Raw genomic sequence first — 15,171 nt, forward strand, 5'->3', positions numbered from 1 at the left:
GCTCACGACACGCCGCTCCGCCATCGACGACACCGCCACGGCCCGGACGCCCGCCCGCCGACCGCCCAGGGCGGGGCGTCACCGGCACGCCGCCGGCAACACCCCCGAAGGAGTCACCGTGCCCAGACACCGGCGCAGGATCGCGGCAACTGCCGTGCTCGCGCTCGCCGTGACGGCAGGCGCCGTCGCGGTCCTGACCGCGTCCATGACGGCCGGCAACGCGGCCGCCGCCCGGACGTTCTACGTAGCCCCGACCGGCAGCGACGGCGCCGCCGGGACGCAGGCCGCCCCGTGGGCGTCCATCGCCCACGCGCAGAGCGTCGCCCAGCCCGGCGACACCGTCTACTTCCGCGGCGGCACCTACGCCTACACCCGCGCGAACAGCACCTGCGCGAGCTCCACCGCCAGGGTCGACGTGGTGACCCTGAGCAAGAGCGGCAGCTCCGGCAGCCCGATCCGGTATTGGGCCTACCCCGGCGAGAAACCGGTCTTCGACTTCAACCGGGTCACCGACGGCTGCCGCATCAAGGGCATCGACGTCACCGCCAGCTGGGTCCACCTCAGAGGGCTCGAGGTCACCGGCGTACGGCAGAACAACAACCTCAACCACGAGTCCTGGGGCATCTGGATCTCCGGCAGCAACAACACCTTCGAGCAGCTCAACACCCACCACCACATGGGTCCCGGCCTGTTCATCAACGGCGGCGCCGGCAACCTCGTGCTCAACTCCGACTCCCACGACAACTACGACGCCAACAGCTCCAACGGCGCCGGTGAGAGCGGCGACGGCTTCGGCTCGCACTACACGCCGGCCGGCAGCCCGCCGAACGTGTTCCGCGGTTGCCGGGCCTGGTGGAACTCCGACGACGGCTTCGACCTCATCTCCACCTACTCGCCGGTGACGATCGAGAACTCGTGGGCGTGGCGCAACGGGTACATCCCGGGCACCACGACGTCGTCGGGCAACGGCAACGGCTTCAAGGTCGGCGGGTTCGGCGGCGACTACGACGCCGGCGCGGTCAAGCACACGGTGCGCTTCTCGGTCGCGTTCCTGAACAAGGCGGCCGGCTTCTACTCCAACCACCACCCGGTTGCCAACGACTACTTCAACAACACCGGCTACGGCAACCACCCGGACTTCAACATGCTGGGCGTCAACTCGGCCGGCGCTGCGGTCGGCCGGGGCACCCTGCGCAACAACGTCGCCTACACCGGGACGCTGACGTCGAACATGACCGGCACCAGTTCCGCGAACAACTCCTGGGACCTGGGCCTGACCCTGAACGACGCCCAGTTCCAGAGCGTGTCGACCACCGGCTGGGACGCACCCCGCCAGGCCGACGGCAGCCTGCCCGTGCTGCCCAACCTGCGCCCCACCGCGAACAGCACCCTGGTCGACAAGGGCACCGACGTCGGCCTGCCCTACACCGGCCGGGCACCGGATCTCGGCGCCTTCGAGCAGCCCGGCGCCACACCGCAGGCCGGGCGGTACGAGGCGGAGTCGGCGCCGGCGGTGTGTCAGGGCACGATCGACTCGGACCGGGGTGGGTTCTCCGGTAGTGGCTACTGCAACGGCAACGCGGCGGTGGGTGCGTACGCGCGGTTCACGGTGAACGCTGCGGCGGCCGGTACGGCGACGGTGGGGATCCGCTGGGCGAACGGTGCGACGGCGGCCCGGCCGGCGAACGTCGTGGTGAACGGTGCCACCGTCGCCTCGGCGCAGTTCGCCTCCACCGGTGCCTGGACCACCTGGACCACGACAACGGTGACGGTGCCGGTGAACGCGGGCAGCAACACCGTCCGCCTCGACCCGACCACCGCCAACGGCCTGCCCAACATCGACTACCTCGACGTGAGGATCTGACATGCGTACCCATCGAAGGATGACCAGGAAGGGCAGGCTGGCCGCCGCGGCGCTGCTGTTCGTGTCGGTGGCGGCGGCCGGAGGGCTGGCGCACGCCGCGACGTCCGGCGACGACGCCCCGGCCGACGCCCTGACCGGCCTGTACGACACCGTCGCGGGCTACTCCGCCGAGGACTACACTGCCGCGTCCTGGTCGCAGTTCGCGGCGACCAGAAGCACCGCGTCGACGCTCGTGCAGGCCAAGGGCAAGACGACCGGCGACCGCACTGCCGTGCGGACGAAGCTGCAGACCGCCGCCGACGGCCTGGTGATGGTCCGCGGGCTGAAGAGCCTGGTCGCCGACTACCGGACCCGACCCGCCGGGCGGTACACCAGCGAGTCCTCGGCACGGCTCACCGCGGCCCTGGACACCGCGGCCGAGGTCGCCGCGAACCCGTCGGCGACCGCGTCGCAGGTTGCCACCGCCAAGACGGCCCTGACCAGCGCGGCCGGCAGCCTCGTCGCCGCGGACGAGGGGACCTTCCAGACGATCACGAACAACACCTTCTGGAACGACACCAGCGGCAACCCGATCTACTCCCAGGGCGGCGGTGTCTTCAAGTTCGGCGACACCTATTACTGGTACGGCGTGCACTACCTCGGCGCCGAGCACTACCGCACGAACCCGACGAAGAAGTTCGACAACGAGGTCACGTTCGTCGCCATCCCGGTCTACTCGTCCAAGGACCTGGTGAACTGGAAGTTCGAGCGCAACGTCGCCACCACCTCGACCACCCTGCCCGGCGGTGGCCGGCTCGGCGGCTGGGTCGGGCGCCTCGGCGTGTCCTACAACGAGAACACCGGCAAGTACGTGCTGGTCGCGCAAGGGCCCGGTGGCGTGGTCTTCCTGCGCGGCGACTCACCGACCGACACGTTCGACGGCGCCGCCGTGCAGGGCCAGATCGTCAACTCGCCGACCCCGGGCACCGGCGACCAGACGATCTTCACCGACGACAACGGCAAGGACTACCTGATCTTCTCCAACGCCTCGGGACGCTCCCGGACGTTCGTCGCGAAGCTCCGGGAGTCCGACTCCCTGGCGGTGGAGCCCGCGGTGGAGATCGCCCATGCCGCGGCCGGCCGGGAAGGCAACGCGATGTTCAAGCTCGACGGCAAGTACTACGCGGCGTCCTCGGACCTGCACGGCTGGAACTCCTCCGTCACGCACGTGGTCGAGTCGACGACGAGCAACATTCAGGGCGCCTACACCACCGAGTACACGATGCAGGGCACCGAGCTGGACTACAGCCACGTGACGCAGACCGGCTTCTTCGTCACAGTGAACGGCACCAAGCAGCGCACCGTTATCTTCGCCGGCGACCGCTGGGCGGACTTCGCCTGGAACGGCATCGGCTACAACCAGTGGATGCCGGTGGACAAGACCGGGTCGCGGCCGCAGTTCCACTCGCTGAGCCAGTGGCAGTTCAACGCAACGACGGGGGAGTGGCGGGTCGGGCCGCAGAACAACTACATCCTCAACCCCGAGTTCGCCGCCGACCGCATCACCACCACCACGCTGACCGGCTGGACCAACTTCCGCGACTCCGGCCCGACCTCGTTCGTGACCAACGTCGCCGGTGCCAACGGCACCCGGTTCGCCCTGCAGATCGGCGCCGGGCAGGCGTACTCCGGCGGCGTGCGGCAGCAGGTGACCCTGCCGGCCGGGACCTACACCCTGGCCACGTACGCCAAGACGTCCGGCTCGCTGAGCACCGCGCAGGTGACGGTCACCGACGCCACCGGCGCGGTCCGTACCCTGTCCATCCCGGCCTCCAGCGGCTGGACCCGCCGCGAAGCGACGAACCTGCAGCTGGCAGCCGGCACCGCGACAATCACCGTCAAGGCCGCCAGTGGCAACGGCTACCTCTCCGTCGACGGCCTCTCCCTCGTCAAGACGTCCGGTGGGACCCCGCAGGCCGGACGGTACGAGGCGGAGACCGCGCCGGCGGTGTGCCAAGGGACGATCGACTCGGACCGGGGTGGGTTCTCCGGCAGCGGCTATTGCAACGGCAACGCGGCGGTGGGTGCCTACGCGCAGTTCACGGTGAACGCCGTCGCGGCCGGCACGGCGACGGTCGGGATCCGCTGGGCCAACGGCGCCACCTCCGCCCGTCCGGCGAACGTCGTCGTCAACGGCGCCACGGTCACCTCGGGGCAGTTCGCCTCGACCGGCGCGTGGAACACCTGGTCCACGACGACGGTGGCCGTGCCGGTCAACGCCGGCAGCAACACGATTCGCATCGACCCGACCACCGCCAACGGCCTGCCCAACATCGACTACCTCGACGTGTCGGCCGGCTGAGCGCCAGGGCGGGGCGGGGCGCTCCCGGCGTCCTGCCCCGCCGGGCGGACACCGGCGGCCATGGCGGCGACGGTGTGTGCCCGCACGTCTGGGCAGGGTTCGCCCGTCATGCCGGTGACCGTGCCGCGCACGTGCTGCTGCGCGGGCTCCAGCAGCCCGTCGTAGATGGCAACGAAGATCTCCCGGGCGTGCCGGCGCGGCCAGTCGGGCGGCATCAGCCGGTCGGGGATCATCGGATCGAGGATAGGGAACTTGCGGTACACGTTCATCACCTCTGTGCGGGCGCGCACGGCGGCGGCGCCAGTGATCGCGCCGGCCGCCGCCCGCGGCAGCAGCGCGCCCCACCGGTCGACGAAGGCCGCGTACTCCTTCGCGATCGCGGGCAGGTCCCACGCCTCGACCGGGTGGCGGTCGAACTCCGTGCCGAGGTCCTCGTGCCGGGCGCGGAACACCGTCACGGAGCCGAGCGCGGCGGCCGACAGCGCCGCCTTCGCCTCCGGAGGCAGGGGGTCGGGGGAGATCCACGCACCGTCGTACAGGGGCGCGAAGCGGCTCCACCGCAGGTGGTCGCGCAGGACCCGGCGGCGGGTGCTCTCCTGCTCCGGGATGGAGAACAGCACGACCGTCCACACACCGTCCCAGGACATCGGATCGGCGCCGTCGCGGGCGATCGCGACGCCGCCCTTGGACAGGTCGGTCGCGGCGCTTGCGGTCAGCCGGTACGCGCTGCGCCGCCCATGGCGGCTGATCTCGAGCACGCCGCGGCGCGACAGCCTGCTGATCGAGGTTCTGGCCGCGCCGCCGGTCACGCCGAACTCGCCGAGCAGGGCGACGATGGCCGCCGAGGGCAGCCAGGCGCGGGTGCTCGCGGTGTAGTCGGCGACGAGGGTGACCGCCAGGCCTTGGGCGGAGGTCTCCGGCTGCCGTCGCGGCCGTCGGGCCGGACCGGTGAGGGCCTCGGGGAAGATCTCCTCGATGTCGAACGGGCGGACCACGGTGCTCCCGGCATGGGGTGTGTGCAACTTACAGGAACTGTAGTCGGTCGCCGCGGGCACCGAGAAACGTCGATTGACAGATAAGCGTCCGGTCGGAACACTACCTGACCATATTCAGAGCGTGTGAGCGCTCACAGGTTGTGACAGTTGTACGACCACGAGTGGATCCGCAAGGCGCCGGGCGGTCGGCGTCGCCGCTCGAGGGTCGTGTCGCGGAGAGCGCTCACCCCCGCCGCCCTGTGCGCGGCGACCACGAACCTTTGGAGATCATCATGTTTTCACGCAGGCAGCGCATCGCGCTGCTGTCCGCCTGTACGGCGGCGACCGTCGGCGCCGGCGTCGCCGTCGTCACCACCGCGTTCGCTGCCGCGACCCGGTACGAGGCGGAGAACGCGCCGGCCACCTGCGACGGCGCTATCGAGTCCAACCACACCGGCTACTCCGGCACGGGGTTTTGTAACGCCAACAACGCGGTCGGCGCCGCCGCGCAGTTCACCGTCACCGCGTCGGCGGCCGGAACGGCCACCATCGGGATCAGGTATGCGAACGGCACCGCCGACAACCGGCCGGCCGACGTGCTGGTCAACGGCGCGGTGGTGCAGGCCGCGAGCGCCTTCGCCGGCACCGGCGCCTGGACGACCTGGACCACGAAGACGCTCACCGCCACACTGAACGTCGGCAACAACACCATCCGGTTGAACCCGACCACCGCCCTCGGCCTGGCCAACATCGACTATGTCGACGTCGAGTCAGGCGGCACGACGCCGCCCCCCGGGAACGCCAAGCAGATGGAGGACCTGGACCGGGGCCTGATCTCGGTGCGGTCGGGCAGCGGCAACCTCGTCTCGTGGCGGCTGCTGGGGACTGAGGCGCTGTCGACGGCGTTCAACTTGTACCGTGGCGGCACCCGCGTCGCGACGGTGACCGCCGGCACGAACTACCTGGACGCCGGTGCCGCCGCGGACGCGTCCTACACGGTGCGGGCGGTGGTCGGCGGCACGGAGCAGGCCGCGTCGGGTGCGTCGCTGCGGTTCGCGAACGGCTACCTCGACGTGCCGATCTCCTCGCCCGGTTCCGGGTACACCGCCAACGACGCCTCCGTCGGCGACCTCGACGGCGACGGCCAGTACGAGATCGTGCTCAAGTGGGACCCCGCCGATGCCAAGGACAACTCCCAGTCCGGGGTCACCGGTGTGGTGTACGTGGACGCGTACCGGCTCAGCGGGCAGCGGCTGTGGCGGATCAACCTCGGCCGTAACATCCGCGCCGGCGCGCACTACACGCAGTTCCAGGTGTACGACTACGACGGCGACGGCCGTGCTGAAGTGGCGATGAAGACCGCGGACGCCACGGTGGACGGTACCGGTCGCGTCATCGGCAACGCTTCCGCGGACTACCGCAACGCCGACGGGTACGTGCTGTCCGGCCCGGAGTTCCTGACCATGTTCAACGGGCAGACCGGCGCGGCGATGTCCACCGTGGAATATGTTGTGCCGCGCGGGACGGTGTCGTCGTGGGGTGACAGCTACGGCAACCGGGTCGACCGGTTCCTGGCCGGCACCGCCTACCTCGACGGGCAGCGCCCTTCGCTGATCATGGCCCGCGGCTATTACACGCGATCGGTCATCGTCGCGTGGGACTTCCGGAACGGCACGCTGACCCGGCGGTGGACGTTCGACAGCAACAGCTCCGGTAACAGCGGCTACGCGGCGCAGGGCAACCACCAGCTGTCCGTTGCCGACGTCGACGCCGACGGCCGGGACGAGATCGTCTACGGGTCGATGGCCGTCGACGACAACGGCGCCCGGCTGTGGAACACCGGCAACGGCCACGGCGACGCGATGCACGTCGGCGACCTCGACCCGTCCCGGCCGGGCCTGGAGGAGTTCAAGGTCGACGAGGACGGCAGCAAGCCGTCGTCGTGGATGGCCGACGCGCGGACCGGGCAGATCCTGTGGTCGACCCCGGCCAACGGCGACAACGGCCGCGGCGTGTCCGGTGACATCTGGGCCGGGTCCGCCGGCGCCGAGTCCTGGTCCTCGGCGGCGGACGGCGTCCGTAACCCCAAGGGTGCCGTCGTGACCTCCCGCAAGCCGAGCTCGACGAACTTCCTCGCCTGGTGGGACGGCGACACCACCCGCGAACTGCTCGACGGCACGCACATCGACAAGTACGGCACCTCCGGCGACACCCGCCTGCTCACCGCGTCCGGTGTGCATTCCAACAACGGCACCAAGTCCACCCCGTCGCTGTCCGGTGACATCTTCGGCGACTGGCGTGAAGAGGTCATCTGGCCCACGACGGACAACACCGCGCTGCGCATCTACAGCACGACCGCCCCGACGTCGACGCGGCTGTACACGCTGATGCACGACCCGCAGTACCGGTGCGCGATCGCCTGGCAGAACACCGCCTACAACCAGCCGCCGCACCCGTCGTACTTCATCGGCAGCGGCATGAGTACCCCACCCCAGCCGAACATCTACGTCCGTTAATCATCGTCGATCCGGCTGGGGCCCCGGGTCCCAGCCGGGCGGACAGGAGCATCCATGCGATTGAAACCTTTCATCCTCGGTGCGAGTCTGCTGGCCGGCGCCGGCGTGGTCGTCGTGATGACCGCCGGCACGGGGTCCGCGGCAGCGACGCGGTACGAGGCCGAGAGCGCACCGGCCACCTGCGCGGGCGTCATCGAGTCCAACCACACCGGCTATTCCGGCACCGGCTTCTGCAACGCCGACAACGCGGTCGGTGCGGCCGTGCAGTTCACCGTGCCCGCGGCCACCGCCGGCACGGCGACCCTGGGCATCCGGTACGCCAACGGCGGCACCGCCAACCGGCCGGCCGACGTGCTCGTCAACGGCGCCCTGGTGCAGCCCTCCACCGCCTTCGACCCGACCGGCGCATGGACCGGCTGGACCACCAAGACCCTCACCGTCGCCTTGAACAGCGGCACCAACACCTTCCGGCTCAGCCCCACCACCGCCGCCGGGCTGCCCAACGTCGACTACCTGTCCGTCGAACCCGGCGCCGGACCGTCGGCGCCGGGCCGGCCACCCGAATGCACCGGGAACTCGCCCGTCACCTGCCACTACGGCGTCGCCCCCGGCAACTACACCGTCACCGCCTGGATCGGTGACAGCGCCAGCGCCGGCAACACCTCGATGTCGGTCGAGGCGCGCCGGCGGATCCTGCCGGCGGTCACCACCGCGGCCGGCACCGTCACGCGGTACCAGTTCACCGTCAACGTCCGCCAGCCGGAAGGCCAGCCGACCGGGCAGGGCGGCACCGGCAACCCGGGCCTGGACATCACCTTCGCCGGCACCGCCCCGCGACTGTCCGGGTTGACCGTCGAACCGGCCACCAACCCCCTCGTCGTCTACCTGGCCGGCGACTCCACGGTGTGCGACCAGCCCGTCGCCCCGTACACCGGCTGGGGCCAGATCCTGCCGACGCACGTCACGCCGGGCACGGCCGTGGCCAACTACGCCGACTCGGGGGAGAGCTCCGGCAGCTTTCTGAGCAACGCGGCGCTGTTCCCGGCGCTGAAGTCGCGGATCAGGGCCAACGACCTCGTGCTCATCCAGTTCGGGCACAACGACAAGTCCACGACGGCCGCGTCCTTCCGCAGCAACCTCACCTCGATGATCAACCAGGTGCGGGAACGGGGCGGCATCCCGGTCCTGGTGACCCCGCCGGTGCGGCGACTGTTCAGCGGCGGCCAGCTCACCGGCACCGCGCTGCACGTCAACGGCGTCGGTGCGAACCTGCCGGCCGAGATGCGCAGTCTGGGGTCGGCGCTCAACGTGCCCGTGATCGACCTGACCGCCAAGAGCGAGGCCCTGGTCGAGTCGCTCGGCGAGGCCAACTCCGCGGCGCTGTTCCTGCGCGCGTCGGTGGACGGCGTCGCTGACAACACGCACTTCTCCGAGTACGGCGCCGGCCGGATGGCCGACCTGCTCGTCCAGGGCATGCGCGAACGCAACCTTCCCGGAATCGGCTGAGGAGGCGCCATGCGACTGAGATCCCTCCTGGCCGCCGGAGCGGTGATCGCCGCCGCCGTCACCGTCCTGACCGGTAATGCGGCGACGGCGGCCGCCACCCGCTACGAGGCGGAGACGGCGCCGGCGGTGTGCACCGGCACGATTGACAGCAATCATGCGGGCTATTCGGGTAGCGGGTTCTGCAACGGTTCGAACGCGGTGGGTGCGGCGCTGCAGTTCACGGTGACCGCGGCTTCGGCCGGGGTGGCGTCGTTGGGGGTCCGGTTCGCCAGCGGCACCACCGCCGGGCGCCCGGCGGACGTGCTGGTCAATGGCACGCGGGTGACGACCCTGACCTTCGCCGGCACCGGCGCGTGGACAACCTGGACGACCAGCACGCTGACCGTGACCCTCAACGCGGGCAGCAACACCGTCCGCTTCAGCCCCACCACCGCCGACGGCCTGCCCAACATCGACGCCCTCGACGTCACCGCCGGAAGCACCACCACCGGTACGGGCCGCCCGGACGACCCGAACATCCAGTACTACGGTCGGTGGAACACCACCGACCCGGCCTACCCGTCGATGGGCTGGGCCGGCGGCTATCTCGAGACCCGCTTCACCGGCACGACGATCGGCGTACGGCAGCGCAACGCCATCGACCTGTACTACTCCGTCGACCAGGCGCCGCCGCAGTGGCGCCGTAATGTCTCCGGCACCGTCACCCTCGCAACCGGCCTCGCCGGAGGCACGCACACCGTGCGCATCGGCTACCGGGAGCGGGCCGGCTCGTACACCGGCGACCCGGTCTTCGGCGGGCTCGTCCTCGCCGCCGGGGCGACCACTCAGCCGGTGAGCAGGCCGGTGAACCTCGTCGAGTTCATCGGTGACTCCATCACCGTCGGCCAGCCCAACGTGAACCGGCCGTTCACCGCTTACCCGTGGCTCACCGCCGAAGCGCTCGGCGCAGCACACACCCAGGTCGCGCAGGGCGGCGCGTGCCTGGTCAACCAGGACTGCTACGGCATGGTCGACTGGTTCCGCCGCTCGTCGGCGTGGGTGAGCACCGACGACTGGAACTTCGGCACCTACCGGGCGGCCGCCGTGGTTATCAACCTCGGCACCAACGACGTCGGGCACGGCGTCACCACCGCGCAGTTCCAGCAGCAGTACGTCGTCATGCTGCAGCGGGTCCGGCAGGCCTACCCGGACGCGGAGATCTTCGCGATGGGCGTGTTCCGGGGCCGGTACGTGACCGAGACCCGCAATGCCGTCGCCAGCCGTACCGGCGCGGGCGACACGAAGGTGCACTTCGTCGACACCAGCGGCTGGGTCGACCCGGCCACGGACACGTCGGACAACGTCCACCCGACCGAGGCCGGCCACGCCAAGATCGCGCAGCGGCTCCGGCCGATCCTCGACCAGTACATCTGAGTCTTTTGAGGGGAGCGACATGCATCGAAGACTGATCATCGGGGTCGTGGCGGTGGCGGCGGTCGTCACCGGGCTGGGAGCCACGATCGCCACGGCCGCCGCCACCCGGTATGAGGCGGAGGCGGCGGCCTGTACCGGCACGGTCGACAGCAACCACGCGGGCTATTCGGGTAGCGGGTTCTGCAACGGTTCGAACGCCGTGGGTGCGGCGGTGCAGTTCACGGTCGATGCCGCCTCGGCCGGGGTGGTGTCGTTGGCGGTACGGTTCGCCAACGGCACCACCGCCGGGCGCCCGGCGGACGTGCTGGTCAACGGCACGCGGGTGACGACCCTGGCCTTCGCCGGCACCGGCGCGTGGACGACCTGGTCGACCAGCACGCTGACGGCGAACCTGAACGCCGGCGGCAACACGGTCCGGTTCAGCCCCACCACCGCCGACGGCCTGCCGAACATCGACTACCTGGAACTGGCCGCCGGCCCGTCGCCGAGCCCGACACCGTGCGCCCCGCCGTCGTCGAGCCCGCCGTCGCCGCAGGCACGGGTCACGGTGTGGCTGGCCGGCGACTCCACGGTCGCCGACCCGTCCGGTGGCGCGGTGTGCCCCGTCGGCTGGGGCAACCAGTTCGCCCAGTACTTCACCGGCAACGTGACGGTGCGCAACAGCGCCGTCGGCGGGCGCAGCATCCAGACGTGGCTGTACGACCCGAACGTCACCAGCGCGACCAACTCGGCGGGGGAGTGCGTGATCAACCCCTCGACGTACTCGTCGCGCTGGCAGGCGATGCTGGACCCGGCTACCGGCATGCAGCGCGGGGACTACCTGCTGATCCAGTTCGGCATCAACGACGGGACCAGCGCTTGCCCCCGGCACGTCGGGTCCGCGCGGTACCAGCAGCTGCTGGGCATGATGGCCCAGGCCGCGAAGGCCCGCGGGGCGAACCCCGTGTTCCTGACCCCGGCCGCCGCGCTCACCTGCTCCGGCAGCACCGCCGTCGGCAACCGCGGCTTCATCACCGAGACGAACACGGCCGGCAGCGCCAACGCCGTGCCCGTCATCGACCTGCACCGGCTGAGCTACACGCTGTACAACAGCCTGCACCTCTGCCCGTTCAACGGGGACTACGGCGCCGGCCCGGTCGGCACGTTCTTCTGCACCGACCACACCCACTTCGAGGCGGCCGGCGCCCGCCAGATCGCCGGCGTCATCGCCAAGGCGCTCCGCGACCAGCAGATCCCGCTCGCCGCCTACCTCAGATAGTGCGAGCTCCACATCACAGAGAAGAGGAACACCGTCATGTCAGAGTCGAACGACCAGGGCCGACGCAGCGGACCGCGCACCCGCGTTCGGGTCGCCGCGGTCGCCGCGATGGTGCTCACCGCCGGCGTCGCGGCGGTCGGTCTCACCACGAACGCGAGCGCCGCGAGCGGCTGCCAGGTCGCCTACACCACCACCACGTGGTCCGGCGGATTCACCGCGAACATCTCCGTCACCAACCTCGGCTCGCCGCTCACGAGCTGGACGCTGGGCTTCACGTTGCCTGGCGGTGAGGCGGTCGGCCAGGGCTGGAGCGCCACCTTCAACCAGTCCGGCCAGCAGGTGACCGCGGCCAGCGTCGACTACAACGGCGCGCTCGGCACGAACGCCAGCACCGGCATCGGCTTCAACGGCACCTTCTCCGGCTCTGCCTACCCAGGTGACCCGACCAGCTTCACGCTCAACGGCGTGGCCTGCACCGGCAAGGTCACCGCCACGCCCTCCGCCACCCCCTCCGCCTCGCCGAGCCGCACGGCCAGCCCGAGCCCGAGCGTGTCGCCGGGACCGGCCGGCGGTGCGGTGGTGCAGAACGACGTCTTCTGGAAGGACACCTCCGGTAACCCGATCTACTCCCAGGGCGGCGGGGTGCTGAAGGTCGGCAACACCTACTACTGGTACGGCGCGAAGTACAACGGCGCGGTCACGTATTACAACAACCCCGGCGCAGGCAAGAACGGCGACACGTCCTTCAACGCGATCACCGCGTACTCCTCGACCGACCTGGCGCACTGGAAGTTCGAAGGCAACGTGCTGACCGCCGCCGACCTCGGCGGCGCAGGGTGGGTCGGGCGCATCGGCGTCGCCCGCAACCCGAACACCGGCAAGTACGTGCTGATCTCCCAGCTCAACAGCGGGCTGGTGTTCGCCACCAGCAGCACGCCGAACGGCCATTTCACCAAGGCGGCCACCCAGGCGACCATCGGCAACGTCGTCAACGACATGACCGGCGACCAGTCGGTGTTCGTCGACGACGACGGGCAGGCGTACCTGGCCTTCAGCAACGTGAGGGGCCGCAGCCACCTGTACGTGGCACGGCTGCGCCCGTCGGACTACCTGCAGGTCGAGCCGGCCGCGAACATCTTCAACAGCTCCGCCGGCGGGCGTGAGGGCAACGTGATGTTCAAGCACGCCGGCACGTACTACTTCTGCTCCTCCGACCTGCACGGCTGGAACGCCTCGCACACCTACTGCATCACGTCGTCGAAGGTCTCCAGCGGGTACTCGTCCGAGTTCGTCATGCAAGGCACGGACGCCGATTTCTCCCACGTGACCCAGACCGGCCTGGCGTTCGCGGTCAACGGCTCCGCCGGATCGTTCGTCATGTTCGGCGGTGACCGCTGGAGCGACTTCGCCGGCAACGGCATCGGCTACAACCAGTGGGTTCCGGTCAGCTTCAACGGCAAGACGCCGATCTTCAACTCGCTCAGCCAGTGGAACGTCGACGCCGCCGCCGGGACCTGGTCGGTGGGCCGCGGCAACAACTACGTCCTGAACCCCAGCGTCGAGGCCGACCGCGTGTCACAGAGCACGATGGCGGGCTGGACGGGCTCGGCGAACGTCGCGAACCACTCCGGCGGTCACACCGGCCGCTGGTCGATGGCGCAGTCCGCGTCCTCGGCCTACACCGCGAACGTCTATCAGAACATCTCGGTCCCCAACGGCACGTACACCCTGTCGGCCTGGGTGAAGAGCAGCGGCGGGCAGAAGAGCGCGAACCTGTACGCCAAGAACTACGGCGGCGGCCAGCTGAACCGCTCGATCAGCCAGTCGATCAGCAACTGGACCCAGGTCAGCATCACCGGCATCACGGTGAGCAACGGCTCGATCCAGGTCGGCGTCTCGTCCGACGCGAACGCCGGCAACTGGATCTACGCCGACGACTTCAGCCTCGTACGAACCAGCTAGCCGCCTCGGCGGCCCGGCCTTTTGAACGTCTGAGGGGCGGGCATCTCGACAACAGCGTCGAGGTGCCCGTCGGGCTGCAGCGGTGCACCGCGTCGCTGCTCCACAGCGCGACCCAGACGGCGCCCTCGGCCCCGACGGCGACGCCGTCGGGGCCGCGACCCGTTCGAGATCCCGGACATCATGCGGTCCGCCGACGAGGTGAGCATGACCGACATGCTCGCCGTACAAGACGTCGACCAGGACAGCTGGGTCGACAACACGGTGAGCTTATGCCAGCCGGTCCGACGTACTGGACGGCACCGATGAGGGCCGCGGCCGAGCACGAACCCGCACCCCACACAGTTGTGGCCGCGCCGCGCCGGCCTTGCCACAATGGCCGAATGATATTGCCACGGGTTACCGCCCGGCATGTACTGGCGTTGCATGCGGGCTCGCAGGGGCGCACCGCACTGATCCGCCGAGCCGATGGGCAGCTGCTCGTGGTGACCCCAGATGATGCGTTGCAGCTCGTGCTCGACGATGAGGCAGTCCTGGTCTGCACGCGACGCGGTCTGTACGACGAACACGACGGCCTGGACGCCGTCGGAGCGTCGACCGGCTCATACACGAGGACCGCTGCGCATCTCGCCCGCATCCTCAACAGCCCACCGCCAACCGCCTGACACCGATTCTGGAGCAACATGCCGACATGCTTCGAGCGGCAGCGTCGTGCCGCGATCGGCACAGATTCGTCGTGCAACGACAGGGCTCTCTGTTGCCACCTCACCATGACGCGACTGCCATCGGTCCCGGGCACGATTGACCTGGTCCGATGCCGCTGCATGTAGCGCAGATCGCCGTCTTGCTTCGCCCGCTGCAACTCGTGGCCGACCTCGCCGAGATGCAAGCGCCGGTCGAGACGCGGACCTGGCGGTTCCGGTCGTTCGAGGCGCTGCTGCTCCAGCACGGCCGCATCTTCACCGCCCCAGCCACAGAGCACGCCGCAGACTTCCGCGGCCGCAACGGCAGGTGCTACCACAATGCCGCCGAGCTGTCCGACGCCAGCGGACATGCTTACGTCGAAGGCGTCGCTGGTGCGTCCCCGTTCCCGGTCGGCGTCCAACACGCCTGGTGCGTTGACCGCAACAGCCAGGTCCTCGAACCGACCTGGCCGACCGACCAGCCACGGATCTATTTCGGCATGCCAGTGACCGCCGCATTCCGCCGCACCGTGTCGCACCCGGCGCTGCTACATCACCATGAAGCCGGAAGAGCACTCCTGCGTCACGGGCTCCCTGCCGGTGCCCAAGTCGACGTCGGCGAACCGGTGTCGACGATGCTGCAATAGGAGGGCCTTC

General features: G+C 69.9%; 10 protein-coding genes and 1 pseudogene. 9 read left to right on the forward strand and 2 right to left on the reverse strand.

The window, feature by feature from the left end; all coding sequences use genetic code 11:
* The first annotated feature begins 118 nt into the window (after window positions 1-118).
* Window positions 119-1,864, forward strand: a complete 1,746-nt coding sequence (locus OP18_RS60730) for a right-handed parallel beta-helix repeat-containing protein (protein ID WP_162189817.1) — start codon at window positions 119-121, stop codon at window positions 1,862-1,864.
* A gap of 1 nt (window position 1,865) precedes the next feature.
* Window positions 1,866-4,205 (forward strand): family 43 glycosylhydrolase, encoded by a 2,340-nt coding sequence (locus OP18_RS21245; RefSeq protein WP_211273623.1) that lies wholly within the window; start codon window positions 1,866-1,868, stop codon window positions 4,203-4,205.
* Here OP18_RS21245 and OP18_RS21250 read toward each other — a convergent pair.
* Window positions 4,181-5,227, reverse strand: coding sequence for a PaaX family transcriptional regulator (locus OP18_RS21250; RefSeq protein ID WP_245635483.1), 1,047 nt, complete (start codon window positions 5,225-5,227; stop codon window positions 4,181-4,183). The two genes, OP18_RS21245 and OP18_RS21250, sit on opposite strands and share 25 nt — an antisense overlap.
* A gap of 245 nt (window positions 5,228-5,472) precedes the next feature.
* On the opposite strand from OP18_RS21250, the gene OP18_RS21255 reads away from it, so the two are divergent.
* From OP18_RS21255 to OP18_RS21275, 5 genes are read left to right on the forward strand one after another with little or no spacing between them, the layout of a single operon-like run.
* A complete protein-coding gene (locus tag OP18_RS21255) occupies window positions 5,473-7,695 on the forward strand; it encodes a rhamnogalacturonan lyase family protein (protein ID WP_211273624.1) in 2,223 nt (740 codons plus the stop codon).
* Between the two features lie 54 nt (window positions 7,696-7,749).
* Window positions 7,750-9,201 (forward strand): GDSL-type esterase/lipase family protein, encoded by a 1,452-nt coding sequence (locus OP18_RS21260; protein WP_211273625.1) that lies wholly within the window; start codon window positions 7,750-7,752, stop codon window positions 9,199-9,201.
* Window positions 9,202-9,210: 9 nt separating this feature from the next.
* A complete protein-coding gene (locus OP18_RS21265; protein WP_081970961.1) occupies window positions 9,211-10,614 on the forward strand; it encodes a GDSL-type esterase/lipase family protein in 1,404 nt (467 codons plus the stop codon).
* Window positions 10,615-10,633: 19 nt separating this feature from the next.
* Complete coding sequence (locus OP18_RS21270) at window positions 10,634-11,872, forward strand: CBM35 domain-containing protein (protein ID WP_081970962.1); 1,239 nt, start codon at window positions 10,634-10,636, stop codon at window positions 11,870-11,872.
* 36 nt (window positions 11,873-11,908) lie between these two features.
* Window positions 11,909-13,834, forward strand: coding sequence for a cellulose binding domain-containing protein (locus OP18_RS21275; protein WP_211273626.1), 1,926 nt, complete (start codon window positions 11,909-11,911; stop codon window positions 13,832-13,834).
* Here the strand turns inward: OP18_RS21275 and OP18_RS62590 are convergent.
* Window positions 13,812-13,979, reverse strand: a pseudogene (locus OP18_RS62590) (hypothetical protein); the annotation flags it as partial. The gene OP18_RS21275 and the pseudogene OP18_RS62590 overlap by 23 nt on opposite strands.
* A gap of 235 nt (window positions 13,980-14,214) precedes the next feature.
* Here OP18_RS62590 and OP18_RS21280 point away from each other — a divergent pair.
* Both OP18_RS21280 and OP18_RS21285 read left to right on the forward strand, forming a co-directional pair.
* The gene (locus OP18_RS21280; RefSeq protein ID WP_156089675.1) at window positions 14,215-14,496 is read left to right on the forward strand and encodes a hypothetical protein; all 282 of its coding nucleotides are present in this window, start codon (window positions 14,215-14,217) and stop codon (window positions 14,494-14,496) included.
* A gap of 149 nt (window positions 14,497-14,645) precedes the next feature.
* The gene (locus OP18_RS21285) at window positions 14,646-15,161 is read left to right on the forward strand and encodes a hypothetical protein (protein ID WP_033360716.1); all 516 of its coding nucleotides are present in this window, start codon (window positions 14,646-14,648) and stop codon (window positions 15,159-15,161) included.
* Window positions 15,162-15,171: the final 10 nt, after the last annotated feature.

The organism is Dactylosporangium aurantiacum (assembly GCF_000716715.1).
Lineage (GTDB): Bacteria > Actinomycetota > Actinomycetes > Mycobacteriales > Micromonosporaceae > Dactylosporangium > Dactylosporangium aurantiacum.